This is a genomic window from Sphingomonas naphthae (assembly GCF_028607085.1).
Classification (GTDB): Bacteria; Pseudomonadota; Alphaproteobacteria; order Sphingomonadales; family Sphingomonadaceae; genus Sphingomonas_Q; species Sphingomonas_Q naphthae.
Map to the genome: position 1 here is coordinate 3,044,109 of NZ_CP117411.1, position 22,311 is coordinate 3,066,419.

Annotated in this window: 23 protein-coding genes; 10 read left to right on the forward strand and 13 right to left on the reverse strand. The window is 69.8% G+C overall.

What is annotated here, in order from left to right:
- The first annotated feature begins 2 nt into the window (after window positions 1-2).
- From PQ455_RS14625 to PQ455_RS14635, 3 genes are read left to right on the forward strand one after another with little or no spacing between them, the layout of a single operon-like run.
- On the forward strand, window positions 3-1,154 hold the full coding sequence (locus PQ455_RS14625) for a lyase family protein (RefSeq protein ID WP_273686833.1): 1,152 nt from the start codon (window positions 3-5) through the stop codon (window positions 1,152-1,154).
- On the forward strand, window positions 1,154-2,338 hold the full coding sequence (pcaDC, locus tag PQ455_RS14630; protein ID WP_273686834.1) for a bifunctional 3-oxoadipate enol-lactonase/4-carboxymuconolactone decarboxylase PcaDC: 1,185 nt from the start codon (window positions 1,154-1,156) through the stop codon (window positions 2,336-2,338). The genes PQ455_RS14625 and pcaDC overlap by 1 nt, the downstream gene beginning before the upstream one ends.
- 1 nt (window position 2,339) lies before the next feature.
- The gene (locus tag PQ455_RS14635) at window positions 2,340-2,531 is read left to right on the forward strand and encodes a hypothetical protein (RefSeq protein ID WP_273686835.1); all 192 of its coding nucleotides are present in this window, start codon (window positions 2,340-2,342) and stop codon (window positions 2,529-2,531) included.
- Between the two features lie 157 nt (window positions 2,532-2,688).
- Here PQ455_RS14635 and PQ455_RS14640 read toward each other — a convergent pair whose 3' ends face one another.
- The gene (locus PQ455_RS14640; RefSeq protein WP_273686836.1) at window positions 2,689-3,579 is read right to left on the reverse strand and encodes a LysR family transcriptional regulator; all 891 of its coding nucleotides are present in this window, start codon (window positions 3,577-3,579) and stop codon (window positions 2,689-2,691) included.
- An 85-nt stretch (window positions 3,580-3,664) separates the two neighbouring features.
- Between PQ455_RS14640 and PQ455_RS14645 the strand changes: the two genes are divergently transcribed.
- Window positions 3,665-5,518 (forward strand): bifunctional sugar phosphate isomerase/epimerase/4-hydroxyphenylpyruvate dioxygenase family protein, encoded by a 1,854-nt coding sequence (locus PQ455_RS14645; protein ID WP_273686837.1) that lies wholly within the window; start codon window positions 3,665-3,667, stop codon window positions 5,516-5,518.
- A gap of 145 nt (window positions 5,519-5,663) precedes the next feature.
- Here PQ455_RS14645 and PQ455_RS14650 read toward each other — a convergent pair whose 3' ends face one another.
- The 5 genes from PQ455_RS14650 to PQ455_RS14670 all read right to left on the reverse strand — a co-directional run bounded on the left by PQ455_RS14650 (window position 5,664) and on the right by PQ455_RS14670 (window position 11,653).
- The gene (locus PQ455_RS14650; RefSeq protein WP_273686838.1) at window positions 5,664-5,843 is read right to left on the reverse strand and encodes a hypothetical protein; all 180 of its coding nucleotides are present in this window, start codon (window positions 5,841-5,843) and stop codon (window positions 5,664-5,666) included.
- Between the two features lie 53 nt (window positions 5,844-5,896).
- Window positions 5,897-6,346 carry a type II 3-dehydroquinate dehydratase gene (gene aroQ / locus PQ455_RS14655; protein ID WP_420542790.1) on the reverse strand — a complete coding sequence of 150 codons (450 nt, stop codon included), beginning with the start codon at window positions 6,344-6,346 and terminating at the stop codon, window positions 5,897-5,899.
- 83 nt (window positions 6,347-6,429) lie between these two features.
- Window positions 6,430-9,432, reverse strand: a complete 3,003-nt coding sequence (locus tag PQ455_RS14660) for a TonB-dependent receptor plug domain-containing protein (protein ID WP_273686839.1) — start codon at window positions 9,430-9,432, stop codon at window positions 6,430-6,432.
- 71 nt (window positions 9,433-9,503) lie between these two features.
- Window positions 9,504-10,778 carry an MFS transporter gene (locus PQ455_RS14665; RefSeq protein WP_273686840.1) on the reverse strand — a complete coding sequence of 425 codons (1,275 nt, stop codon included), beginning with the start codon at window positions 10,776-10,778 and terminating at the stop codon, window positions 9,504-9,506.
- Window positions 10,775-11,653, reverse strand: coding sequence for a shikimate dehydrogenase (locus PQ455_RS14670; protein WP_273686841.1), 879 nt, complete (start codon window positions 11,651-11,653; stop codon window positions 10,775-10,777). The genes PQ455_RS14665 and PQ455_RS14670 overlap by 4 nt, the downstream gene beginning before the upstream one ends.
- 128 nt (window positions 11,654-11,781) lie before the next feature.
- Between PQ455_RS14670 and PQ455_RS14675 the strand changes: the two genes are divergently transcribed.
- Window positions 11,782-12,438, forward strand: a complete 657-nt coding sequence (locus tag PQ455_RS14675) for a TetR/AcrR family transcriptional regulator (protein WP_273686842.1) — start codon at window positions 11,782-11,784, stop codon at window positions 12,436-12,438.
- A 58-nt stretch (window positions 12,439-12,496) separates the two neighbouring features.
- Here the strand turns inward: PQ455_RS14675 and PQ455_RS14680 are convergent, their stop codons facing one another.
- The 3 genes from PQ455_RS14680 to PQ455_RS14690 are packed head-to-tail and all read right to left on the reverse strand — an operon-like array spanning window position 12,497 to window position 14,837.
- The gene (locus PQ455_RS14680; RefSeq protein ID WP_273686843.1) at window positions 12,497-13,348 is read right to left on the reverse strand and encodes a type II secretion system minor pseudopilin; all 852 of its coding nucleotides are present in this window, start codon (window positions 13,346-13,348) and stop codon (window positions 12,497-12,499) included.
- Window positions 13,345-13,887 (reverse strand): type II secretion system protein GspJ, encoded by a 543-nt coding sequence (locus PQ455_RS14685; RefSeq protein ID WP_273686844.1) that lies wholly within the window; start codon window positions 13,885-13,887, stop codon window positions 13,345-13,347. Before PQ455_RS14685 ends, PQ455_RS14680 begins: the two co-directional genes overlap by 4 nt.
- Window positions 13,884-14,837, reverse strand: coding sequence for a type 1 periplasmic-binding domain-containing protein (locus PQ455_RS14690; RefSeq protein WP_273686845.1), 954 nt, complete (start codon window positions 14,835-14,837; stop codon window positions 13,884-13,886). The genes PQ455_RS14685 and PQ455_RS14690 overlap by 4 nt, the downstream gene beginning before the upstream one ends.
- A 185-nt stretch (window positions 14,838-15,022) precedes the next feature.
- On the opposite strand from PQ455_RS14690, the gene PQ455_RS14695 reads away from it, so the two are divergent.
- Entirely contained in the window at window positions 15,023-15,622 is a 600-nt protein-coding gene (locus PQ455_RS14695) for a hypothetical protein (RefSeq protein ID WP_273686846.1), read from the forward strand.
- A 202-nt stretch (window positions 15,623-15,824) separates the two neighbouring features.
- Here the strand turns inward: PQ455_RS14695 and PQ455_RS14700 are convergent, their stop codons facing one another.
- From PQ455_RS14700 to gspL, 4 genes are read right to left on the reverse strand one after another with little or no spacing between them, the layout of a single operon-like run.
- Window positions 15,825-17,042 carry a type II secretion system F family protein gene (locus PQ455_RS14700; protein WP_273686847.1) on the reverse strand — a complete coding sequence of 406 codons (1,218 nt, stop codon included), beginning with the start codon at window positions 17,040-17,042 and terminating at the stop codon, window positions 15,825-15,827.
- Entirely contained in the window at window positions 17,039-18,544 is a 1,506-nt protein-coding gene (gene gspE, locus PQ455_RS14705) for a type II secretion system ATPase GspE (protein ID WP_273686848.1), read from the reverse strand. Before gspE ends, PQ455_RS14700 begins: the two co-directional genes overlap by 4 nt.
- Window positions 18,541-19,047 carry a type II secretion system protein GspM gene (gspM, locus tag PQ455_RS14710; RefSeq protein WP_273686849.1) on the reverse strand — a complete coding sequence of 169 codons (507 nt, stop codon included), beginning with the start codon at window positions 19,045-19,047 and terminating at the stop codon, window positions 18,541-18,543. The genes gspE and gspM overlap by 4 nt, the downstream gene beginning before the upstream one ends.
- On the reverse strand, window positions 19,044-20,099 hold the full coding sequence (gspL, locus tag PQ455_RS14715; RefSeq protein WP_273686850.1) for a type II secretion system protein GspL: 1,056 nt from the start codon (window positions 20,097-20,099) through the stop codon (window positions 19,044-19,046). The genes gspM and gspL overlap by 4 nt, the downstream gene beginning before the upstream one ends.
- Window positions 20,100-20,204: 105 nt before the next feature.
- Here gspL and gspG point away from each other — a divergent pair, with 105 nt between their 5' ends.
- From gspG to PQ455_RS14735, 4 genes are read left to right on the forward strand one after another with little or no spacing between them, the layout of a single operon-like run.
- Entirely contained in the window at window positions 20,205-20,648 is a 444-nt protein-coding gene (gene gspG / locus PQ455_RS14720; RefSeq protein WP_273686851.1) for a type II secretion system major pseudopilin GspG, read from the forward strand.
- The gene (locus tag PQ455_RS14725) at window positions 20,645-21,082 is read left to right on the forward strand and encodes a pilus assembly FimT family protein (protein WP_273686852.1); all 438 of its coding nucleotides are present in this window, start codon (window positions 20,645-20,647) and stop codon (window positions 21,080-21,082) included. The genes gspG and PQ455_RS14725 overlap by 4 nt, the downstream gene beginning before the upstream one ends.
- Window positions 21,079-21,474: a type II secretion system minor pseudopilin GspI gene (gspI, locus tag PQ455_RS14730; protein ID WP_273686853.1), complete on the forward strand. Its 396-nt coding sequence runs from the start codon at window positions 21,079-21,081 to the stop codon at window positions 21,472-21,474. The genes PQ455_RS14725 and gspI overlap by 4 nt, the downstream gene beginning before the upstream one ends.
- The gene (locus tag PQ455_RS14735) at window positions 21,471-22,289 is read left to right on the forward strand and encodes a type II secretion system protein N (protein ID WP_273686854.1); all 819 of its coding nucleotides are present in this window, start codon (window positions 21,471-21,473) and stop codon (window positions 22,287-22,289) included. The genes gspI and PQ455_RS14735 overlap by 4 nt, the downstream gene beginning before the upstream one ends.
- Window positions 22,290-22,311: the final 22 nt, after the last annotated feature.

Below are 22,311 nucleotides of genomic sequence, written 5' to 3' on the forward strand. Positions count from 1 at the left end.
CGATGGCGATGCTGCTGCGGACCCGGCCGGCGACGACGCCCCCGCTGCTCGCCCTGTTCGACGATGCGGCGACGATCGCGCACGCGCTGGCGTTCGAGGCGGCACTGGCGCGCGCCGAGGCGGATTGTGGGCTGATCGATGGCGCGATCGCCGACGCGATCGGGGCGGCCAGTCGTGCCATCGCGATCGATGCGGCTATTTTGGCGGACGAAGCGGCGCTGGCCGGAACGCTCGCCATCCCGCTGGTCAAGCGGCTGCGCGCCGCGCTCGACGGTGATGCGGCAAAGGCCGTCCATCGTGGCGCCACCAGTCAGGATCTCGCCGATACGGTGCTGATGCTGCAACTGGCCGGCGCGATCCCGCTGATCCTCGCCGATGCGCGGCGCGTGGTCGCGGCGCTGACGGCGCTGGCCGAGCGCCACGCCGCCACCCCCGCGATCGGCCGCACTTTGCTTCAGGACGCGCTGCCCATCGGCTTCGGCCTGCGCATCGCCCATTGGGCCGCCGGCATCGCCGCCGCGACCGACCGGCTCGCCGCCGAGATCGCCGATGGCCTGCCGCTGCAATTCGGCGGCGCCGCCGGCACGCGCGCCGGTCTCGACGGCAAGGGGGCGGATGTCGCCGCCGCGCTCGCCCGCCATCTCGGCCTCGCCAGCCCACCCGGCCCGTGGCAGGCGGAACGCACGACGCCGGCCGCGCTCGCCGCCGCGCTCGCCATCCTCACCGGCGCGCTCGGCAAGATGGCACGCGATATCTCCCTGCTCGCGCAGAATGCCGTCGGCGAAGCGCGCGAGGGTATCGTCGCCGGGCGCGGCGGCTCCTCCGCGATGGCGCACAAGCGCAATCCCACCGGCTGTCAGGTCGCGCTCTCGGCCGCGCTCCGCTCCCCCGGTCTCACCGCCATCGTACTCGGCGCGATGCCGCAGGAGGAGGAGCGCGGGCTCGGCGGGTGGCAGGCCGAAGGGCCGGTGCTGGCCGAGCTGGCGATGCTCGCCGGCGGCGCGGCGGCGGTGATGGCCGACGTCGCCGAGGGCCTCGATATCGACGAAGCCGCCATCGCGCGTAATATTGCCGCCGCAGGAATCGGCGAGGATATCGGCGAATCCGCTGCCCTCGTCACCGCCTTGCTCGCCCCTTCAAGGAAAGCCGACTGATGCCCTTTGCGACCCGTGACGGCACCCGCATCTACTGGAAGCGTGAAGGGGTGGAGAGCCGCCCCGCGCTGGTGCTGCTCAATTCGATCGGCACAGATATGGCGCTGTGGGAGACGACGCTCCCCCACCTGCTGCCCGCCTTCCACATCCTGCGGATCGACACGCGCGGCCATGGCGCGTCGGACGCGCCCGAGGGCGATTACAGCCTGCCGATGCTGGCGGCCGACGTGATCGCGGCGATGGACGCGGCCGGCATCGCCAAGGCGGCGGTCGCGGGCGTGTCGCTGGGTGGCATGATCGCGATGCAGCTGGCGCTCGACCATGGCGACCGCATCACCGGCGCCGCGCTGATCTGCACCTCCGCCACGATGGACAAGACCGCCTGGACCGACCGGGTCGCCAAGGTCCGTGCCGAGGGCACCGCCGGCATCGCCGATCTCGCGATGGGCCGCTTCCTCTCCCCCGGCTTCACCGCCGCCCACCCCAGCGTCGCCGAGAGCGTGAAGCGCGGGCTGCTCGACATGGCCGACGCGGGCTATGCAGGCTGCGGCGCGGCGATCCGCGACATGGCGCTGATCGATCGCCTGCCCGGCCTGTCGCTGCCGGTGCTGGTGGTGGCGGGCAGCCGCGACACCTCGACGCCCTACGCCGGCCATGGCGAGCATCTGATCGCCGCCATCCCCGGCGCCAAGCTCGCCACGCTCGATGCGGCGCACCTCGCCCCGATCGAAAGCCCGCGCCCGCTGGCCGGCGCGCTGCGCGACTTCTTCCTGGCCGACACCAAGCGCGAGGAGGCCGCCGACACCCTGTTCGAGGCCGGGCTGGTCAACCGCCGCCGCGTGCTGGGCGACGAATGGGTCGACAGGTCGTTGGCCAAGCGCACCCCCTTCAATCACGATTTCCAGGCGATGATCACCCGCATCGCGTGGAACGAGATCTGGGGCCGCCCCGGCCTCGACGACCGCACCCGCCGGCTGCTGGTGGTGGCGATCACCGCCAGCCTCGGCCGCTGGGAGGAATTCGAACTGCACGTCCGCACCGGCCTCGCCCGCGACGGCTTCACCCGCGAGGAACTGAAGGAGGTGCTGATGCAGCTCGCCATCTACGCCGGCGTCCCCGCCGCCAACACCGGCTTCGCCGAAGCCGGCAAGATCATCGCCGCCATGGACGAAGAGACCCGATAACATGCGCCCGCTCGACCCCGCCGTCTTCGCCCACCTGCGCCGCTCGGTCACCACCCGCACCGACGAGGCGCTGATGGCGCAGTTCGGCATCAGCTATAACACCTGGCGCAAGCTGGAAGCCGGCCTCCCGATCCGCCCCTCTCTGGCCAGCCGGATCGAGGCACGGTTCGGGGGTGCGCAGGCGGACGCCTGAGAAAAATCCTCCCTGAGCTTGCTCGGGGAGGGGGACCATCGCGCAGCGATGGTGGAGGGGTCCGGCGCACCGGCGAAGTCCGCTCCCGCCTTTGGGTTGGGGAACCCCTCCACCGCCTTGGGCGGTCCCCCTCCCCAAGCGCGCTTGGGGAGGAACTTCAGCGCAGCGCAGCCCGCGCGATCGCCTCGAACGCGCTGCCCGCCGCCGACATCGGCCGCTGGCTGTCGCGGTTGAGATAGACCGGCAGCTCGCCCCGCTCCACCAGCGGCAGGATACGCACCGCCGAGTCGTGCGGCTGGGCGGCGGTGAAGCTGTCCACCAGCGCGATGCCCAGCCCCTGCGCCACGAACGCCACCGCCGTCTCGGCGAAGCGCACATAAGTCCGGATCGGCGGCCCCTCGCCCCCGAACAGCGCCGCGATCGCGCGCCCGTGCGGCGTATCGGCGCGGAACGAGATCAGGCTTTCGCCGGCCAGCCGCCCGACCGACAGCGTGCCCGCCCCCGCCAGCGGATGATCGGCATGCACCGCCGCCACCAGCCGCCCCGCCCCCAGCCGCACCGAATGGACGTTCGGCTGGGCCATCGGAAACAAAGTGAGGGTCACGTCGCCGCGATCGAGCGCGAGATAATCGTCGGTCTGGTCGACCGAGAGGATGTCGAATTGCAGCACCAGATCGGGGAAGCGATCGATCAGCCGCTTGAGCAGCGCCGGCAGCACCGAATGGCCGAGCGAGGGCGAGGCGGCCACGCGGAACAGCCGGTCCTCCCCCGCCGCCAGCCGCCGCGCGACATGATCGAGATCGGCCAGCTCCTTATGCACCCGCTCGACCTGCGCCATCAGCAGATGCGCCTCCTGCGTCGGCACCAGCCGCCCGCTGGAGCGATCGAACAGCGCAAAGCCGAGCCGGTCCTCCATATGCCTGAGCATCCGCGACAGGCCGGGCTGCGCCACCCCCAGCCGCGCCGCCGCGCCCCGCACCGTGCCGATCCGCATCACCGCGCGAAATATCTCGACCTGTCGGTGATTGAGCATGGCCGCCGATACCATGAGGTTATCGATGACGGCAATCATGGCGGCTTATGGCATGTGTACGGATCGGTTAACTGGCTGCCCTCGGATCGAGGAGCCAGCCATGCACAACGCCATCGCCACCGTTTCGCTGAGCGGCACGCTGGAGGACAAATTGCGTGCGGCCGCCGCCGCCGGCTTCGACAGCGTCGAGATTTTCGAGAACGACCTGCTCGGCTGCGCGCTCTCCCCGCGCGAGGTGCGCGTGATGCTCGCCGACCTCGGCCTCGCCTGCTCGCTCTACCAGCCGTTCCGCGATTTCGAGGGGATGCCCGAACCGCTGCGCGCCCGCACCTTCGACCGCGCCGAACGCAAGTTCGACCTGATGGGCGAGCTGGGCACCGATCGCATCCTGATCTGCTCCAACTGCTCGCCCCACGCGCTGGGCGATACGGCCCGCATCGTCGATGATTTCCGCGAGCTGGGCGGGCGCGCGGCGGTGCACGGCATCCGTGTCGGTTACGAGGCGCTGGCATGGGGCCGGCACGTCAACGATCACCGCCAGGTGTGGGATATCGTGAAAGCGGTCGATCACCCCGCGATCGGCATCATCCTCGACAGCTTTCACTCGCTCTCGCGCAAAATCCCGAGCGACAGCATCGCCGCGATCGACGGCGACAAGATCGTCTATGTTCAGCTCGCCGACGCGCCCCTGCTCGACATGGATCTGCTCTACTGGAGCCGTCACTTCCGCAACCTGCCGGGCCAGGGCGGGCTCGACGTGACGGGCTTCGTCGCCGAAATCCTGCGCACCGGATATGATGGTCCGCTGTCGCTGGAGATATTCAACGATCGCTTCCGCTCCAATTCGGCCGCGATGGTGGCGAGCGACGGGGTGCGCTCGCTCGACATGGTGCGCGACGCCGCGATGCGACGCATCGGCGCGGCGACGATCATGCCGCCGCCCGCGACGATCCTCGGCACCGAATTCGTCGAATTCGCGGTCGATCCCAAGGATCGCGAGCGGCTGAGCGCGATGTTCACCCGCATGGGCTTCTCCCCCGCCGGCCGCCATCCGACCAAGGACGTGACCCGCTGGCGCAACGGCGCGGCCAATCTGGTGATGAACGGAGAGCCCGGCGGTTTCGCGGAGGCGTATCGCACCACCCACGGCACCTCGATCTGCGCGATCGGCCTGAAGGTGGCGGACGGCCCCGCGACGGTCGCCCGCGCCGAGGCGCTCGGCATCGTCCGCGAGCCGACCGACCTGCCCGCCATGCCGGCGCTGCGCGGCGTGGCCGGCAGCTTGGTCTATGTCGTCGACCAGGCCGATGCCGACGCGATCTGGGGCTCCGAATTTCGCAGCGCCCCGGCCGCGCCCGGCGCGGGATCGATCGAGGCGATCGACCACCTCGCCGCCGTGGTGCCCAACGACGAATTCCTGTCGTGGCAGCTCTACTGGCGCGCCTTGTTCGACGTGCAGGTCCAGACCGCGCAGGACGTGATCGACCCCTCCGGCCTCGTCTTCAGCCAGGCGATCCAGAGCCCCGACGGCGGCTTCCGCCTGACCCTCAACAGCACCGACGCGCGCGGCACGCTCTCGGCGCGCTTCCTCCATCAGTCGTTCGGCGCGGGCTACCAGCATGTCGCGCTGCGCACCGCCGACGCGACCGCCACCGCCGCGAAACTGGCCGCGCAGGGCCTCGAAACCCTCGCCATCCCCGCCAATTATTACGACGATCTCGCCGCCCGTTTCGGCTTCACCGATGCGGAGATCGAGCGCATGGCCGCCCTCGGGCTGCTGTTCGATCGGGATGCCGAGGGGCATGATTACCGCCAATTCTACAGCCGGGCGTTCGACAAACACTTCTTCTTCGAATTCGTCGAACGGCAGGGCTACGACGGCTATGGCGCGCCCAACGCCGGGATCCGGCTGGCCGCGCAGAACCGCTATCGCGAAGAGGCGGTGCCGCTCTGAAACCGAAGCCGTTCGTGCTGAGTAGGGACTGAGCCTGTCGAAGTCCCGTATCGAAGCATCCGCGCCAAGGCACATCTTTCGATACGCCATTTCGACAAGCTCAATGCCTGTCCTGAGCGACTGCCTTGGCAGGCAGTCGAAGGGGCTACTCAGGACGAACGTGTTTCCATTCCGAATAGTCGCAGACGTTGCGTGCTATCACCATAGACGCATCCAAAAATGTGTAGGCGCTTTCAGGAGCAGCAAAAGCCGCCACGAGTTCCGCCTTCAGGCGCGCAAAAGCGTCTTCGTCGGCGCAAACAGGCCGGACTTTCGGTTTCGACATCAACAGCCTCCCTCCCAACGATATGGCAGGCCGTAATAAGCAGCAAGCCGATGCTACAGCCGCGCCACCGCATCCAGCGCGAGCAGATAGCCCGCCGCGCCGAAGCCCGCGATCACGCCCTTCGCCGCTCGGCCGATATAGCTTTCGTGGCGGAAGGGTTCGCGGGTGTGGGGGTTGCTCAGGTGGAGTTCGATCACCGGCAGCTCGATCGCCTTGATCGCGTCGTGCAGCGCCACCGATGTGTGGGTGTAGGCGCCCGCGTTCAGGATCAGCGCCTTCGCACCGCGCGCCCGCGCCTCGTGCATCCAGTCGACCAGAACCCCCTCATGGTTGCTCTGGCGAAATTCGAGGGTGAGGCCGAGCGTGTCGGCGTGCGTGGCGGATCGGGCGGCGATGGCGTTGAGCGTGTCGTGGCCGTAGATGGCGGGCTCGCGCGTGCCCAGCAGGTTCAGATTGGGGCCGTTGAGGATCATCACCAGCGGCCGGTCGGCAATCGTCGTCATGCATATGTCCCGTAATCGGACGCTCCCCCCTCTTTGGCGGAGGGGGGTGAGGGAGGAGCGCCCGCCTGCGTCGGCCGATCCGCTTAGAAGCGGACCTTGGCGCCGACGTAGAAGGATCGACCCAGCACGTCGTAGGTGCCGGGCAGCGTGTTGCCGGGCGTGCCCGCGATCACCAGCGGCTGCTTGTCGAACAGGTTGGTGATGCCGGCACGCAGTTCATACGCCTTGGTCACCGCCAGACGGCCCGACAGGTCGAACACGTCGTAATGCGGCACGCCGGGCGCGGGGCTGGCGGGGCGGATCACCTGCGTCACATCGTCCATCGAGGCGAGGTGGCGCCAGCGCACGCCGAAGTCCGCCTTGCCGACCGTGAGGTTGGCGCTGGTGGTGTAGCGCCATTTCGGCAGCGGCAGCGAGTTGGTGGCGTCGATCGTGCCCGCGAACTCGGCGAAGGCTTCACCCGGGAAGTTCTTGATCTTGTAGCTGTCGAGATAGCTGACGAGCGTGTTGATCGAGAAGCGGGCGTCGCCCAGATCGCCGAACGTGCCGAGGCGCACGCCCCAGTCGAGCTGGAGATCGATGCCGCGCGTCTTCAGCCCGCCCAGATTGAGATAGGGCAGCGCCACGTTGGAGATGCCGCCGGTCGCGTCGCGCTGGATCAGCGCGCAGAAGGCGTTGGCCGCGCTGTAGGTCGGGTTGGTGCCGTCCTGATTGTAGCATTTCGCCAGCGCGGTGTTGCCCGCCACCGTCGAGATGACGTCCTTGATCGCGATGTCGTAGAAATCGACCGAGACCGAGATGTTGCTGAGCAGCGGCGACGAGAAGCGCGGGCGCAGCACGACGCCGGCCGTCTTGGTGGTGGCCGTCTCCGGGCTCAGGCCGGTGTTGCCCGCGTTGGTGACGGGGATGGCGACTGTGGTGAAATTATAGCTGTCGACCAGGCTGGTCGGCACGCCGGTCGCCACGCACAGCGCGCGGATCTGGGCGGCGTTGGCGCCGGTGCGCGAGACGCTGCGCACGTCGCAGGGGTCGCCCGATGCGGGCGGATTGCCGATCTGCACCTGCGCGCCCGTGGCGGAGGAAAACAGCTCGCCGATGTTGGGCGCGCGGATGGCGCGCTGGTAACCGCCGCGGAACAGCACGGGGGCGATCGGCGCCCATTCCAGCTCCGCCTTGTAGGTCTTGATGCTGCCGGTGACGTTGTAATCCGAATAGCGCCCGCCGACCGACAGGTTGAGGCGGTGGAAGAAGGGCGTGTCGCGCAGGATCGGCACGAACAGCTCGCCCGCGATTTCCTTCACATTGGTCTTGCCGCTGGTCGGGTTGGTCTGGTTGGTCGCGAAGACGTTGCCCGCGATCAGCTGCGCGTCCGGCTGGAAGCTATATTCATTCTCGCGATAGGTGGCGACGACCGACAACTTCACGTCGCCGGCGGGCAGCGCGAACAGCGAGCCCTGGACGCTGCCTTCGATCGTGTTCTGCTTGATCTTCTCGGTGCGGGTGATCGTGTCCGTGATGTAATCGACGCACGCCGCCGAGATGCGCGAGGCGTTGGTCAGGCCGAACGGATTGTAGCCGCCCGCGCAGATCGAGGCGCCGCCGTCGGCCGCGCCGAGCAACTGGTTCACCCGGTTGCCGAGCACGCCGTTTTCGATGTTGTCGTGGATCGTGTTGCGATCGCGGCTGCCGTAGATGTCGTAGGTCCAGTCGCCCAACCCGATCTTGCCGCGCGCGCCGATGATGAACTGGCTCGTCTTGAACGTCGTGTCGAAGATGCGCGGTTCGATTTCGGTGAAGCGGCGGTTGATGCTGAAGCTGGCGGTCGGGTTCGGCCGCGAGGCGAGCAAGGCGCGCAGGCTGGCCGGCACGAACGGATTGTTCGCCGCCACGTTGACCGTGATGAACTGGGTCAGCGAATTGCCGATGTTGGTGCGGGCGTGGCTGTCCACATACAGGCCCTGCGCGTAGAGCGTCAGCGCGTCCGACACTTCATAATCGGTCTTGGCGAAGAAGGACTTGCGCTCCATCGGCCGCTCGATCGACTGCTGGCGCGCGACCGGCTGGCGCACGACACCGCCGAAGGTGACGTAATCGCCACTCGTCGGCCCGGCATAGTTGAACGCGCCGACCTGGCTGAACAGCGAGCCGTTTTCGTTGAAGCCGAGCGCGTTGGTGCGCACGACCGTGCCGGCGGCGAGGTTCGGGAAGGCCGCGTTGACCGCCGCCTGGCTCGGCAAATTGGTGCCCGAGGGGACGAAGGTGCCCTGGCCGATGAACGACGACAGGATGCCGAGATCGAAGAAGGACCGCTCCGAACCCTTCAGCTCGTCCCGCTTGGTGTAGCCGGCGCTGGCGACGATGTTGAAGCGATCGTCCTTGCTGGTCCAGCCGCCCGAGAGCGACACGTCGGCCGAGAAGCGGTCGCCGGTGACGGTGTTGCCGACCTGCCCGTCGATCTCGATGCCGTTCATGTGGCGGCGGGTGCGGAAGTTGACCACGCCCGAGATCGCGTCCGAGCCGTAGACGGCCGATGCGCCGCCGGTGATCGTCTCGACGCTTTCGACCAGCGACTGCGGGATGATGTTGACGTCGGTGACGTTGAACACGGTCGAGGGCGGCAGGCGGCGGCCATCGAGCAGGATGAGGTTGCGCTTGTCGCCCAGACCGCGAAGGTTGAGCGTCGCGCGGCCGGCCGACGCGGCGGCCGAGGCGCCACCGCCCTGCGAGCCCGAGCCGGGGATGAACTGCGGCAGCTGGTTGAGCGACTGCTCGACGTTGACCGAACCGCTGGCCTTCAGCGCGGCCTGGCTGGTGGTCACGATCGGGCTGGCCGAGCTATAGTCGCTGCGGGTGATGCGCGATCCGGTGACGACGATCTCGGCGGTTTCCGGCGCGGGCGCGCCCTGCACTTCGGCCGGGGTGGCGGCGCCCTGCGAGGGCAGCGCGCCGGGCGCGGTCTGGTCGGCGGCGGCCGGCAGCGAATTGGCGTCGGTGGCCGGGGCGGCGGCGGTGGGCGAGGTCTGCGCCATGGCGGCCGAGGCCGTCAGGAATGCGACCGCGGAAATGCCGGTGAACAGCGTTTTCATAATCCTACTCCCTGTTTGTACGATCTAGTTAGTTATCTTTAGCGGGCGCTCGTTGGCGCCCGCCAGTCGGCCTAAAGTGTGATGCGCTTCACGTCCCCGAGGATGAAGATGTAGGACAGCGCGCCCATCAGCGCGATCAGCCCGATGAAGGCGAGCGCGAAGACGAAGCTGCCCGTCGCGGCGACGATCGCGCCCACCACGATCGGCGTGACGATGCCCGCCAGATTGGCCGCCAGGTTGAACACGCCGCCGGTGACGCCGAGCATCCCCTCCGGCGCGATGTCCGACACCAGCGTCCAGCCCAGCGCCGCCATGCCCTGTGCGAAGAAGGCGAGGCTGAGGATCGCGATGACGATGCGATTGTCCTCGACGAAATTGGCGCTGACGATGGTGGAGGCGAGCAGCAGGCCGAGAATGATCGGCAGCTTGCGCGCGACGTTTGGCGAAATGCCCCGGCGCAGCATCGAATCCGACCACCAGCCGCCGAACAGCACGCCGATCGAGGCGGCGATGAAGGGCATGATCGCGAAGAAGCCGATCTTGAGCCAATCCATATGCCGCTCGACCGCGAGATAGGTCGGGAACCACGTCAGGAAGAATACGAGCGTCGAATTGCCGGCGAACTGGCCGAGGCAGATGCCCCACATCTGGCGGCGACGCAGCAGCAGGCCGGCCTTCGACCAGTCGAGCTTCTGGCGCGCGGGCTGGTCGATCAAGCCGCCGCCGGCGACGATATGGTCCAGCTCGGCCTGGTTGGCGCGGCTCCTGCCCGGCTCGCGATAGCGCAGCCACCACACGAGCGAGAAGATCATGCCCGCCGTGCCCGCGCCGATGAACAGCGCCCGCCAGCCGAAATGGGCCAGCACCGCGAACAGCAGGGGGCTGAGGAAGGCCAGGCCGATATATTCGCCGACGGTATAGACGCCGGTCGCCATCGCCCGCTCCTGCCGGGGGAACCATGTCGCCACGACGCGGCTGTTGGCCGGAAAGCAGGGCGATTCCGCGATGCCGAGCAGGAAGCGCAAGCCCAGCAGGCTGGCGATGCCGCCAACGAAGGCGTGGAGCAGGGTGAAGAAGGACCAGAAGCCGACCGACAGGAAATAGGTCAGCCGCGTACCGAAGCGATCGAGGAAGGCGCCGCCCGGAATCTGCGCGGCCGCATAGGTCCAGGAGAAGGCCGAGAAGATGAGGCCCATCAGCGCCGGGTTGATCGCCAGCTCGGCGGTCAGCGAGGGCGCCGCGATGCCGAGGATCGTGCGATCGAGATAGTTGATGAGCGTGCCGGTCGCGATCAGGCCGAGGACGCCGTAGCGGACCTTGGACGCACGGGGGGAGAGCGCGCTCATGCCGCCACGTCCTGACCGAAGCTGGCGAAATGCCGCATCATCCGTTCGCTGTCCGCCTTGCGGTCGGTGAAGATCTCGAACGCGCCGACCGCCTGAAACACGGCCATATAGCCGCCATGCACGGTGCGCGCACCTGTCGCCCGCGCCCGGCGCAGCAATTCGGTTTCGAGCGGGAAATAGACGATCTCGGCGACCCAAAGATCGGGGCGCAGCAGCGCCCCGTCGAGCGGCAGGCCGGGGTGCGCCGCCATGCCGGTCGGCGTGGCGTGAACGAGCCCGTCGGCCGCGCCGATCGCCGCCACGACATCGCGCACCGCGCCGACCCGGTCGCCGCCGAAGCGCGATGCCAGCGACGCGGCGAGCTGCTCGGCGCGCGCCGAATCGACGTCGGCGATCTCCAGCCGCGCGGCCTCCAGCATCAGCACGGCGCTGGCCGTCGCGGCCCCGGCGCCGCCCGCGCCCAGCTGAACGACCTTCTGGCCGGCGATGCTGCCCAGCTCGCGCTCGATACCCGAACGGAAGCCATATTGATCGGTGTTATAGCCCTTCGTGCGGCCGTTCACGATCCGCACGGTGTTGACCGCGCCGATCTCGGCGGCGATCGGATCGACCTCGTCGAGCAGCGGAATGATGCGCTGCTTGCACGGATGGGTGATGTTGAGCCCGTCGAACCCGGCGGCGATGGCCGCCTCCAGCAGGAAGGGAAGATCGTCGGCGGTGCGGCCCAGCACATCAAGATCGATCAGCCGATAGATGTAGCGCATGCCCTGCGCGTCGGCCTCGACCATGTGGAGCGCCGGGGAACGCGAGCCGCCGATGCCCTGGCCGATCAGACCGATCAGCGTGCCCGACTGGCTGGTAACGGCATCTGCCACTTCGACACTCCCCTCCACACGCGGCCGGCGTTCCGGCTCTGAATGGCGAATGTACGAACTGGTACGTTACGTCAATCGGATTTTTGCGCGGCGCTTGTGCGGGCGTGGCGCTGTGCCAATAAGGCCGCATGACGAAGACGCTTGGCACACCGCCGATCTCCCCCGCGCAGACCCGTTCCGCCGACCGCACGCGCAAGCAGATCCTGGAGATCGCGACCGAGGAATTCGCCGACAAGGGCTATAGCGGCGCGCGGATCGACGAGATCGCCGAGCGCACCAACACCTCCAAGCGGATGATCTATTATTATTTCGAATCGAAGGAGGGGCTGTACCGATCCGTGCTGGCCCAAGCCTATGCGCGCATCCGCCGCACCGAGGCGGTCGCCGAACTCGAATCGATGCCGCCGGCCGAGGCGATGGCCCGCCTGACCGAGATCACCTTCGACTATCACAGCGAGCATCCCGAATTCGTGCGGCTCGTGATGAACGAGAATATCCAGCGCGGCGCGATGATCGGATCGATCGACAGCACCCAGACGCGCAGCGATTCGGTGGTCGGCATGATCGGCGAACTGATCCGGCGCGGCGAGGCGGACGGTGTGTTTCGCGAGGGGCTAGACCCGCTCCAGCTGCACATGACGATGAGCGCATTGAGCTTCTACAACGTCTCCAACCGCTACACGTTCGAAAAGGTCTTCAGCTACCACATGGGCTCGCCCGAGGCGGTCGCGACGCGGCGGGCGATCGTGGTCGAGACGGTGTTGCGCTATTGTCGGAAGGACTGACCCACCCTTTCTCGATCCGTTCGTCCCGAGCGAAGTCGAGGGACGAACGGGTTGAGGTTTACCTCGGCGCCGGCCCCGGCGCGCCCGCGCCCCACCACCGCCCGATCGGCCGCACATGTCCGTTCGATCGCCGCAGCAGGCTCGTCAGCGTCTGCGTCGTGTCGCCGATCGTCACCCGCGTCCGCACCCAGAAGGTCTGCGAAGTGAAGGCCAGGATCGGCGGCACCGAAATGCCCTGCACCGCGAAATCCTCGCGCAGCAAAAAGCCGCGCCGGTCGCGCAATTCGATCAGCAGCCGCGCCTTCACCGGATCGTCGAGCAATATGCCCAGCAGGTCCACACCGATCGCATTGGCGTTGATGCTGTTCGATCCGGGCAGCGCCGTCAGCAGCCCGCGCAGCCGCACCTGCGTTTCCGGCGGCAGGCCCGGCACCGCGATAACCCCCACGTCGGACACCGGCCCGGTCATCCTGAGATAGGCGCGCACCTGCTCGATCAGCACCGGCGGCAGGGACAGCGCCCCTGCCAGCTTGGCGGCCAGCAGCTGCGATCCGGCATCGTCATTGGCCAGCAGGTTGATGTTGAAGCGATCCTCCGCGTCGGCGATCGCCAGATCGAAGCGGCCGCCCCGGATGGCGACGTTGCTGGCGGTGAGCTGCCCCCACGGCTCGCCGCGATTGTCGCTGTCCCCGCCGCCGACCTGATCGCGGCGCAGCGCGGTGATGGCGGACGCCTCGCCGCCCAGCGCCGCCGCGCGCGCCCGCCCCGCCTCGGTCAGCCGCGCGGTGCGGTGGAGCGAGGCATCTTCGGCCGACAGCATCATGACCACCACCGCGCTCGCCAGCGCGACAAACAGCAGCACGTTGATGAGGATCATGCCCCGCTCGCGGGCGGCAACGCGCGCGCTCATGGCCGGGCCGGCAGCGCGACGACGCGGCGGATCGTGCCGGCCGGGCGGTTGGGGCCGGGCGCCAGCGTCAGCTGTACCTCGATCGCCTCGGGTCGCTCGTCCTTGCGCTCTTCGTTGGGCGGCCAGCGATCCTGCCAGCCGCCCTCGCGCCCATAATAGCGCCAGCGCACACCCGCGACCCCGCCGAGCAGCGCCTGCGCCCCCGCCCCACCGACCATCCGGCCGAGCATCCCGCCTGAGAGCGTATAGGCCACCGGCTGCGGCTGGCCGAGGCTGGCGGCGAGCGGGCGGACGAAGCTGATCGTGGCGCCGTCCCCCTTCACCGGCCCGCCCGCGACCTGGCCAAGATCGTTCGACAGCACGAACATCGCGCGTTGCACGTCGCCCAGCCGCTCCAGCCGGCCCGAGGTGCGCGCCTGTACGCTCAGGATACTCTCGACCAGCGCGATACCCGCCGCCGCGATCAGCGCGAACAGCGCGAGCGAAATCAGCATCTCGATCAGCGTGAAGCCCGCCTCACGCTCGGGGCGAATTATCACCCTTGGGCGACGGCGAAGCCGTCGGCGGCGGCGACGAGGATGGCGAGTTCGCGCGTCGCGCTGCCGTCGGCCCGGAAGCGCACCGCGCCGGCGATGCCGGGGAAGCCCGCCGGCTGGGTCAGCATCGCCCGATCGAGCCGGGGCGTGGTGGCAAAGGCCTGCGCGATCTGCACCGCATCATAGGCGATCGCGGCGATGGCGCCGGGCTTCGATCCGTTGCGCTGCTCGTAATCGCGCGCGAAGCCCGCGAAGGCGGCCGGATCGGGTGCCGCGATCCACGCCCCGTCCGCCACCCGCTGAGCGGCCGCATCCAGCGCCTGCACCGTGCCGAGCAACTGCACCCCGCTCCCCGCGACACTCCGCGCGGCGGCGAGGAACCGATCGCCGCCATCGGCCACGAACAGCGCCTGCGGCAGTTCCCCGCTGCCCGCCGCGCGCAGGGTCGCCAGATCGGCATTGGCGACGGGCAGCAGTTCGAGGCCGAGATCGGGCGCGATCGATCGCGCGGCGGCATCGGCCTGCGTGGCCCACACCCCCTCGCCCGCGACCATCGCCACCTGCCGCACGCCCCGGCGGCGCGCATAGCCGAAGATCGCGGCGATACACTGGCTGGCGGTGATGCCCATCAGGAAGGCGCCGCTGTCGCGCAGGCTCTCGTCGTTGCTGAAGGCCAGGATCGGCACCCGCGCCGCGCCCGCCACCGCCCGCACCTCGGCCGAGAAGATCGGCCCCAGGATCAAGGGCGCGCCGCGTTTGACCGCCAGCACCGCCGCCGCCGCCGCGCCCTGCGCGCTGCCGCCGGTGTCGTACATCGTGATCGCGGCCGGCGCCTTGCCACCCGTCGCTTGCACAAGGGCGGCCGCCCGCTGCATGGAGAGGCCGAGCGCGGCCGATGGTCCGCTCAGCGGGATCAGCAGCGCCGCGGGCTTCACCTTGGGGCCGGCCGCCATCAAAGGAGCCAGCGATGGCGTTAGCGTTGCGACGAGGCCCACGGAGCCCAGCCGGAGGAATCGACGGCGATCCATTATCGGCTCAGCTCCCGTTCGGTGTCACGAAACGCACGGCGGCGTTCGTCGCCACCGGCGTCGCCGCATATCTCGCCGCGCTCGCCTGGACCATCCCGGCCAGCGCGGTGATGTCGCCCACGCCCGGCATCGGCGCGATCGGCGGCACCGTGTGGCGCGGCCACGCCACCCTGATCGACGGCAGCCGCGCCGAATGGCGCTGGGCGCCGCTGCGCTCGCTCACCGGCCTCGGCTTCGCGGCCGATTGGACGATCGCGGGCAGCGGCAACGATCTGGCCGGCGTCGCCGTGATCGGGATGAACACCACCACGATCGAAGCGGCGAGCGGCACGGCATCGGGCGCGGTGCTGGCGGCGGCGCTGCCGTACCTGCACTTCACCTGCGCGATGCCGTTGCAGGTGAACATCAAGCGCATCCGCATCGGCGGCGGATCGCAGGGCGCCGAGGGCGAGGTGAACGCGGGATCGGGGCTGTGTGCCCCGCGCGGCGGCGGCGCCGCGACCCTGACGCCATCCATGGTGCTGAGTCTGACCCGCGTCGGCAGCGACAGCCGCATCCTGCTGGTGCCCGCCGGCCAGCGACGGCGGACCTTGGCCGAGGGCAGCCTCAGCGAAGACGGCAAGCTGCAATTGCGGGTGACGCCGGAAGGATCGCAGGTGCTGCCCTTCGCGGCGCCGGCCGGCGGCATCGGGATCGAGACGAGTTTCTGACGCCTAAAGCCCCTCTCCTTTAGGAGCATCGGGTCGGTCATGCCCCCGGCATGACCTGAACAGCGCGGGGCGCTGTTCACCCGATGCTGGGTTGGGGGTGGGGGCTGTCCACCTGGTCCAACGCCTGTCGGTCTCGGTGAGACTGACATCCCCCACCCCAACCCCTCCCCTGAAGGGGAGGGGCTTTTTGTGGAGTGCGCCCTCACAACGTCACGAGATTGTTGAGGTTGATGATCGGCAGCAGGATCGCCAGCACCATCAGCAGCACGATCCCGCCCATCAGCAGCAGCACCCCCGGCTCGACCAGCGCCACCAGCGTGGACACCATCGCGTCCAGCTCGCGCTCCAGTTCGGTCGCGGCGCGGTCGAGCGCGGGGCCGAGCTGGCCGCTGCTCTCGCCCGAGGCGACGATCGCCAGCAGCATCGAGGGGAAGATGCCCGCTTCCGACATGGCCGATCGCAGGCTGGCGCCCTCGCGGATGCGCTGGCCGACCATGAAGGCGCGGGTGCGCAGGTGGCGGTTGGGGGTGACGGCGGCGGCGGCGTCGATCGCGTCGGCCAGCGGCACCGCGCTGAGCGTGAGGGTCGCCAGACTGCCCGCGAAACGCGCGGCATTATTCTGCCGGCTGAAGCGCGCGATCGGCCAGGTCCGCGACCAGAAAGCGTCGAGCCGCAGCCGGTTGGCGGGCACCGCCGCCCAGCGCCCGAACAGGAAGCCGCCGATCAGCAGGACCAGGATCGCATAGAGACCATAGCCCTCCACCGCGTCCGAGAAAGCGATCAGCGCGCGGGTGAGGAAGGGCAGCTCCGCGCCGCGCGACACGAACACGCGGACGATATCGGGCACCACATAGACGAGCAGCATCGCGATCATGCCGAGCGCCACCACCGCCAGCAGCGCCGGATACAACAGCGCCAGCTTCACCTTCTGCTGGTTGCGCTGGCGCGTCTCCACGAACACCGCCAGATGCGCCAGCACCTCGGCGAGCCGGCCGGACTGTTCGCCCGCCGACACGGATGCGCGGTAGAATTCGGGAAAGGTCTGCGGATGATCGCCGAGCGCTGCGGCGAAGCTGCGCCCCTCCATGATCGCGTCGCGCACGCTCGACGTGAGGGCGGCGACCTTCGCATTCTCCGCCTGCTGCGCGACGATGTTGAGCGCCTCCTCGATATTCACATGGCTGCTAACGAGGGTGGAAATCTGCCGCGTCACCGTCGCCAGCGCCCGCGCGCCGATCCGCGCGCTGCCCCGCCGGAACGGCAGCGCGATCGACAGGGGCTTGGACGCGGGCTCGACCGAGATCGGCAGCAGGGCCCGGTCGCGCAGCATCCGCCGCGCCGCCGCCGGGCCGGGCGCCTCGATCACGCCCCTGGCGTTCACGCCCGAGGCATCTACCGCGCGATAGACGAAGGACGTCATGCCTCGTCGCGGACCACGCGGGCGACTTCCTCGACGGTGGTGGTGCCGTCGCGGATGCGGGCGACGCCGTCGTCGAGCAGGCTCGGCCCGCCGGTGCGCGCGGTGCGGACCAGATCGGCTTCCGCCGCGCCGTCGTGGATCATCGCCTGCATCCGATCGTCGACCACGACGACCTCGTAGATCGCCACCCGGCCGCGATAGCCGTCCTGATGGCAGTCCGCGCAGCCGACCGGCCGCCACACCGGATCGCCCGCCCGGATCGCGCCGCCCAGCAGCACCGCGTCGGCATCGCTCGCCCGGTCCGCGCGCGCGCAGCTCTGGCACAGGCGGCGGACGAGGCGCTGCGCGATCAGCCCGGCCACCATCGGCGCCAGCAGATAGCGTTCGACGCCCATGTCGATCAGCCGGGTCACGCTGCCGACGGCGCTGTTGGTATGGAGCGTGGACAGCACGAAATGCCCCGTCATCGCCGATCGCACCGCGACCTCGGCCGTCTCCTGATCGCGGATTTCGCCGACCATGATGACATCCGGGTCTTGCCGCAGGATCGCGCGCAGCCCGCGCGCGAAGGTCAGGTCGGTGCGCGGGTTGACCTGCGTTTGCGCCACGCCCTCCAGCTCATATTCGATCGGGTCTTCCACCGTCATGATGTTGCGGCGGCGATCGTTGAGCGTGGTGAGGCCGGCGTAGAGCGTGGTCGTCTTGCCCGACCCGGTCGGCCCGGTGACCAGCAGCAGCCCGTGCGGGCGCTCGAGCAACTTCTCGAACACGGCCACATCGCGGTCGCTCATGCCGAGGCTGGAGAGATCGAGGCGGGCACCGCCCTTGTCGAGCAGACGCAGCACCACCCGCTCGCCATGCTGGGTCGGGATGGTCGAAACGCGCGCATCGACGTCCTGCCCGCCGATGCGCAAGGTGACGCGGCCATCCTGGGGGATGCGTCGCTCGGCGATGTCCAGCCGCGCCATCACCTTGATGCGGCTGACGAGCAGCGGCGCGAGCGCGCGGCGCGGCTCGACCACGTCGCGCAACACGCCATCGACGCGGAAGCGCACGATCAGCCGCTTTTCCTGCGTCTCGATGTGGATGTCTGACGCGCCTTCCTTCACCGCCTCCAGCAGCAGCGCGTTGATGAGGCGGATGACGGGCGAATCGTCGCGCTGGTCGAGCAGGTCGTCCACCGCCGCCGCGCTGTCGGCCAGCGCCGCCAGATCGAGTTCGGAATCGGCGAAGTCTGCCGCCTGCCGCGCGCTGTCGCGATATTGCGTGGCGAGAATCTGGTCGAACTGCGCGGTCGGCACGGCGGCGAAGCGCAGGCCCGCGCCATACAGCCGCTGCACTTCGAGCAGGCCGGCGAGCGGCGCGGCGGTGTCGTGGACGCACTCCGGCCCCGCCGGGGTGGCGCGGACGACGACGCGGCTGCGGCGCGCGAAGCCATAAGGCAGGCCGCCCACCGCCACCTCGTCGGCGATCGGCTCGGCCATGTCGGCGATGGGTGTCATGCCGCGAACACCAGATCGCCATCGACCGTGCCGGCGGCGGTTCCCCTGGTGAGCCGCATCGTCGTGACGCGCAGGCTGCTGGTACGGGCGAGATCGTCGAGCCAGCGCACGACACCGTCGTAGGCCGCGCCCGACACGGCCACCCGCATCCGCCCGCCCGCGACCGGCTGGGCCGAGGCGGCGACGCCATATTGCGCGGCGCTGGCCGAGACGATCGATGCCGGATCGCCGCTGCGCTGCGCCGCCCCGCCCCCACCGGCCAGCGCCGGGCCGGCGGCGCGGATGCGCGCGTCGAGCGTGTCATAGGTTCGGATGCGCGAGAGCGCGTCGGCGCGCGCGGCCTGGAGCGGCTTCACCACGCACACGATCAGCAGCGCGACGGCGGCGACCGCCGCCAGCCCGGCGAGCAGCCGCTGCTCGCGCCGGCTGCGCCCGCCCCACCAGATCAGGAAGCGGCTGCGATACGGATCGAGGCGGGGGCCGATGGCGGCGGCGATCCTCATCGGGCCGTCTCCCGCACCAGGACCTGCCCCGCGCCCGCCGTCGCCGACAGGCCGCTGGATGTCAGCGCGCTTGCCAGCGCGGCCTCGCCGCCCGGCTTCACCGCCAGGGTCAGCCGCCCGGTCGCGGCATCATAGGTCATGCCTTCCAGTGCCAGCGGGCCGGCCGGGGCGGCGGCGGACGACACGCGGGCGAGGAGCGGCATCAGCCGATCGGGCGGACCCGACGGTCCATTGCCCACCGGTAGAGCCGCCAGCGCGGCGGCGGCCACGTCGTCGCCCGGTGACACGCTGGGCATGGCGGTCGCGACCAGGGCGCGCATCTCGCCCTCGCGCTTGGCCGCCAGCGTCCTGAGCGCCACCGTATCGGCGGCGGCGATGGCAGCATGGGCCAGCACGCCCGCCGCCGCGACGATCATCACCCGCCGCCCGACCGACCCGATCGGCCGCCGCCGCGCCACATAGGCGCCCTGCCGCAGATCGACCGGCGGGGCGATCGGCCAGTCGACCGCCAATTCCGCTTCACTTTCGATGCCCGCCGGCAGGGGATCGCCCAGCGACAGCACCGCCGGACGGCCCGCCGCGATCCACGCCCCCGCCAGCAGCGCCGCCGGCAGCGCGAATCCTGCCCCGTCGGCGCCGCGCACCAGCGCGCGCCCCTCGGCGATCCGCACCACCCAGCCCGCCTCGGCGCGCGGCAACAGCAGCGCGTCGGGCACGATCGGTGCCGTATCCAATCCCTGTTCAGCCAGCAGCCGCACCCAGCCGCGCATCACGTCGTGCCGCACCACGGCGGCGAGATAGCGTTGCGGCGCGATCTCCTGCCCCAGCGCCAGATGCACCGCCTCGATCGATTCGGCGATGCGGTCCTCGATCGCGAAGGGCAGCGCCGCGACCCGTTTTGCGCGCGTCGGCAGCGGCAGATCGGCGGTCAGCAGCAGCGCCTGTTCGGTCGGCACTGTCACAATCCCGCCGCCGGAAACTGTCATATCCTCCACCGGCAGGAGGCCGGCGGCCGTGAGGCGCCAGCCTTTCGTCGCGGTGGATGGATTCATCGGACGCTCGCGCATTGCATCAGCCTGTAATAAAGCGGTCATACCAGCGCGACTTCCAACGCCTTCAAGGTTTGTGCCCCTGTGACACTCTTTTGTAGCAGATCGATGAAACTTGCTACCGCCCGCGTCCGATCCCGCGAAGCGGGCCTCACCCTGATCGAAATGATCGTGGTGCTGGCGATCATCGCGCTGATCGCCGCGCTGATCGTGCCCAACGTGATCGGCCGGCCCGACGAGGCCCGCGTGACGGTCGCCCGCACCGATCTCAAGACGATCGGCGCCGCGCTCAAGCTCTACCGCCTCGACAATGGCGATTATCCGACCACCGGGCAGGGCCTGACGGCGCTCGCCAAGAAGCCGACGATGGAGCCGGTGCCGTCCAACTGGTCGGCCGAGGGCTATCTGGCGCAGGTGCCGGTCGACCCGTGGGGCAAGCCCTATATCTATCGCTACGACGGATCGGGCAGCTTCGATCTGCGCAGCTACGGCAAGGACGGCAAGCCCGGCGGCGAAGGCACCGATGCCGACCTGAGCGATATCGCCGCGTGATTCGCGTCCGCGCCTCGGAACGGGGCATGACCCTGATCGAGGTGCTGATCGTGCTGGCGATCATCGGCATCGCCGCCGGCGCCACCGTGCTGGGGCTGGGCGCGGCGACGCGCGGCGTATCGACCGCGTCCGAAGCCCAGCGCCTTGCCTCGCGGCTGCGGCTGGCGGCGGACGACGCGATGCTCGACGATCGCGCCATCGCCTTCGTGTGGGACGAGGGCGGCTACAGCTTCACCGGCACCAGCGGCACCGACGACAGCCTGGCCGCGCACCGCCTGCCGCGCGGCGTGCGGCTGTGGGGCAGCGGCACCGCGCCGGTCGGCGTCGACGGCGCCGGCCTGCCGATCGAGGCGCGGCTGATGAGCAGCGCCGATACCTGGATCGTCCGCTACGACGGGCTCACCGTGGCCGCGAGCGAGGCGCCCAAGACATGATCCGCCGGGGGGGCACGACAGCATCGGCCAGCGAATCAGGCTTCACCCTGATCGAAGCCCTCGTCGCGCTCGCGATCCTGGCGGTCGCGTCCGTCGGCCTGATCCGCGCGACCGAGGCGCATGTCGATTCGGTGCGCGGGATGGAGGGCCGGGCGGCGGCGCAATGGGTCGCTGAAAACCGCCTCGCCGAACTGGGCCTGCCCGATGCCTTTCCCGCCGGCGACGCGCCAATCGAGATGCTGGGAATGCGTTGGGAGGTGCGCAGCACCAGCCGCCAGACCGCCGACCCCGATCTGCGCGCCGTGACCGTCACCGCGCACCCCGTCGGCCGGACGAGCCCCGCCGCCACGCTGGAGGGCTTCGTCGACATGGGCACGACCACCGCATCATGACGCCGCGCCAGACCCGCATCGCCGCCGACATCTTCACCGGCGCCGTGATCGCCTCGGTCGCGATCGCGTTCGCCGGGCTGACGTGGCGGCTGGCCGCCGGCCTCGGCACGCCCGCCCCCGCCGCGCCGATCCCGACTTTGCCGCGCCCGCAGGTGGACGTGAGCCCGATCGTCGCGCTCGCCCCGTTCGGCAGCGGCGCCACCGGCGCGCCGACGCCGACCGGCCTGCCGCTGGAACTGAAGGGCGTGATGCTGGCGATCCCGAGCGACGCCTCGACCGCGCTGATCGCGTCGGCCGGCGGCGCGGCGCCGATCGCCTATCGCATCGGCCAGGCGGTGCCCGGCGGCGGCCCGATCGAGACGATCGGCATCGATAACGTGATCTTCTCCGTCTCCGGCCACCGCGAGCAGCTCGCCTTCCCCAAGCCCGGCGCCACCGCGCCGTCCGCAACGCAAGCCGCGCCGCCGATCATCAACCCCGGCGCCCCGCCCGCGATGGCGGTGCAGAGCCCGCCGCCCGGCGCCGCACCGCCGCCGCCACCGATGGGCGCCGGCCCGATGTCACCGCAGGCGATGCTCAGCAGCATCGGCGCGGAGCCGATCAACGGCGGCTATCGCGTCGGCCAGTCGCTATCCCCCACCGTCCGCGCCGCCGGCCTCCAGCCCGGCGACGTGGTGGAAAGCGTCAACGGCACCAAGCTCGGCAACCCCGCGCAGGACCAGCAGACCCTCGCCGCCGCGATGCGATCCGGCACCGTCCGGATCGACGTGATGCGCGGCAGCCAACACATGACCCTGGCCCTTCCGGCCCGATGAGGATGTTCACCTTGCGCCCCTC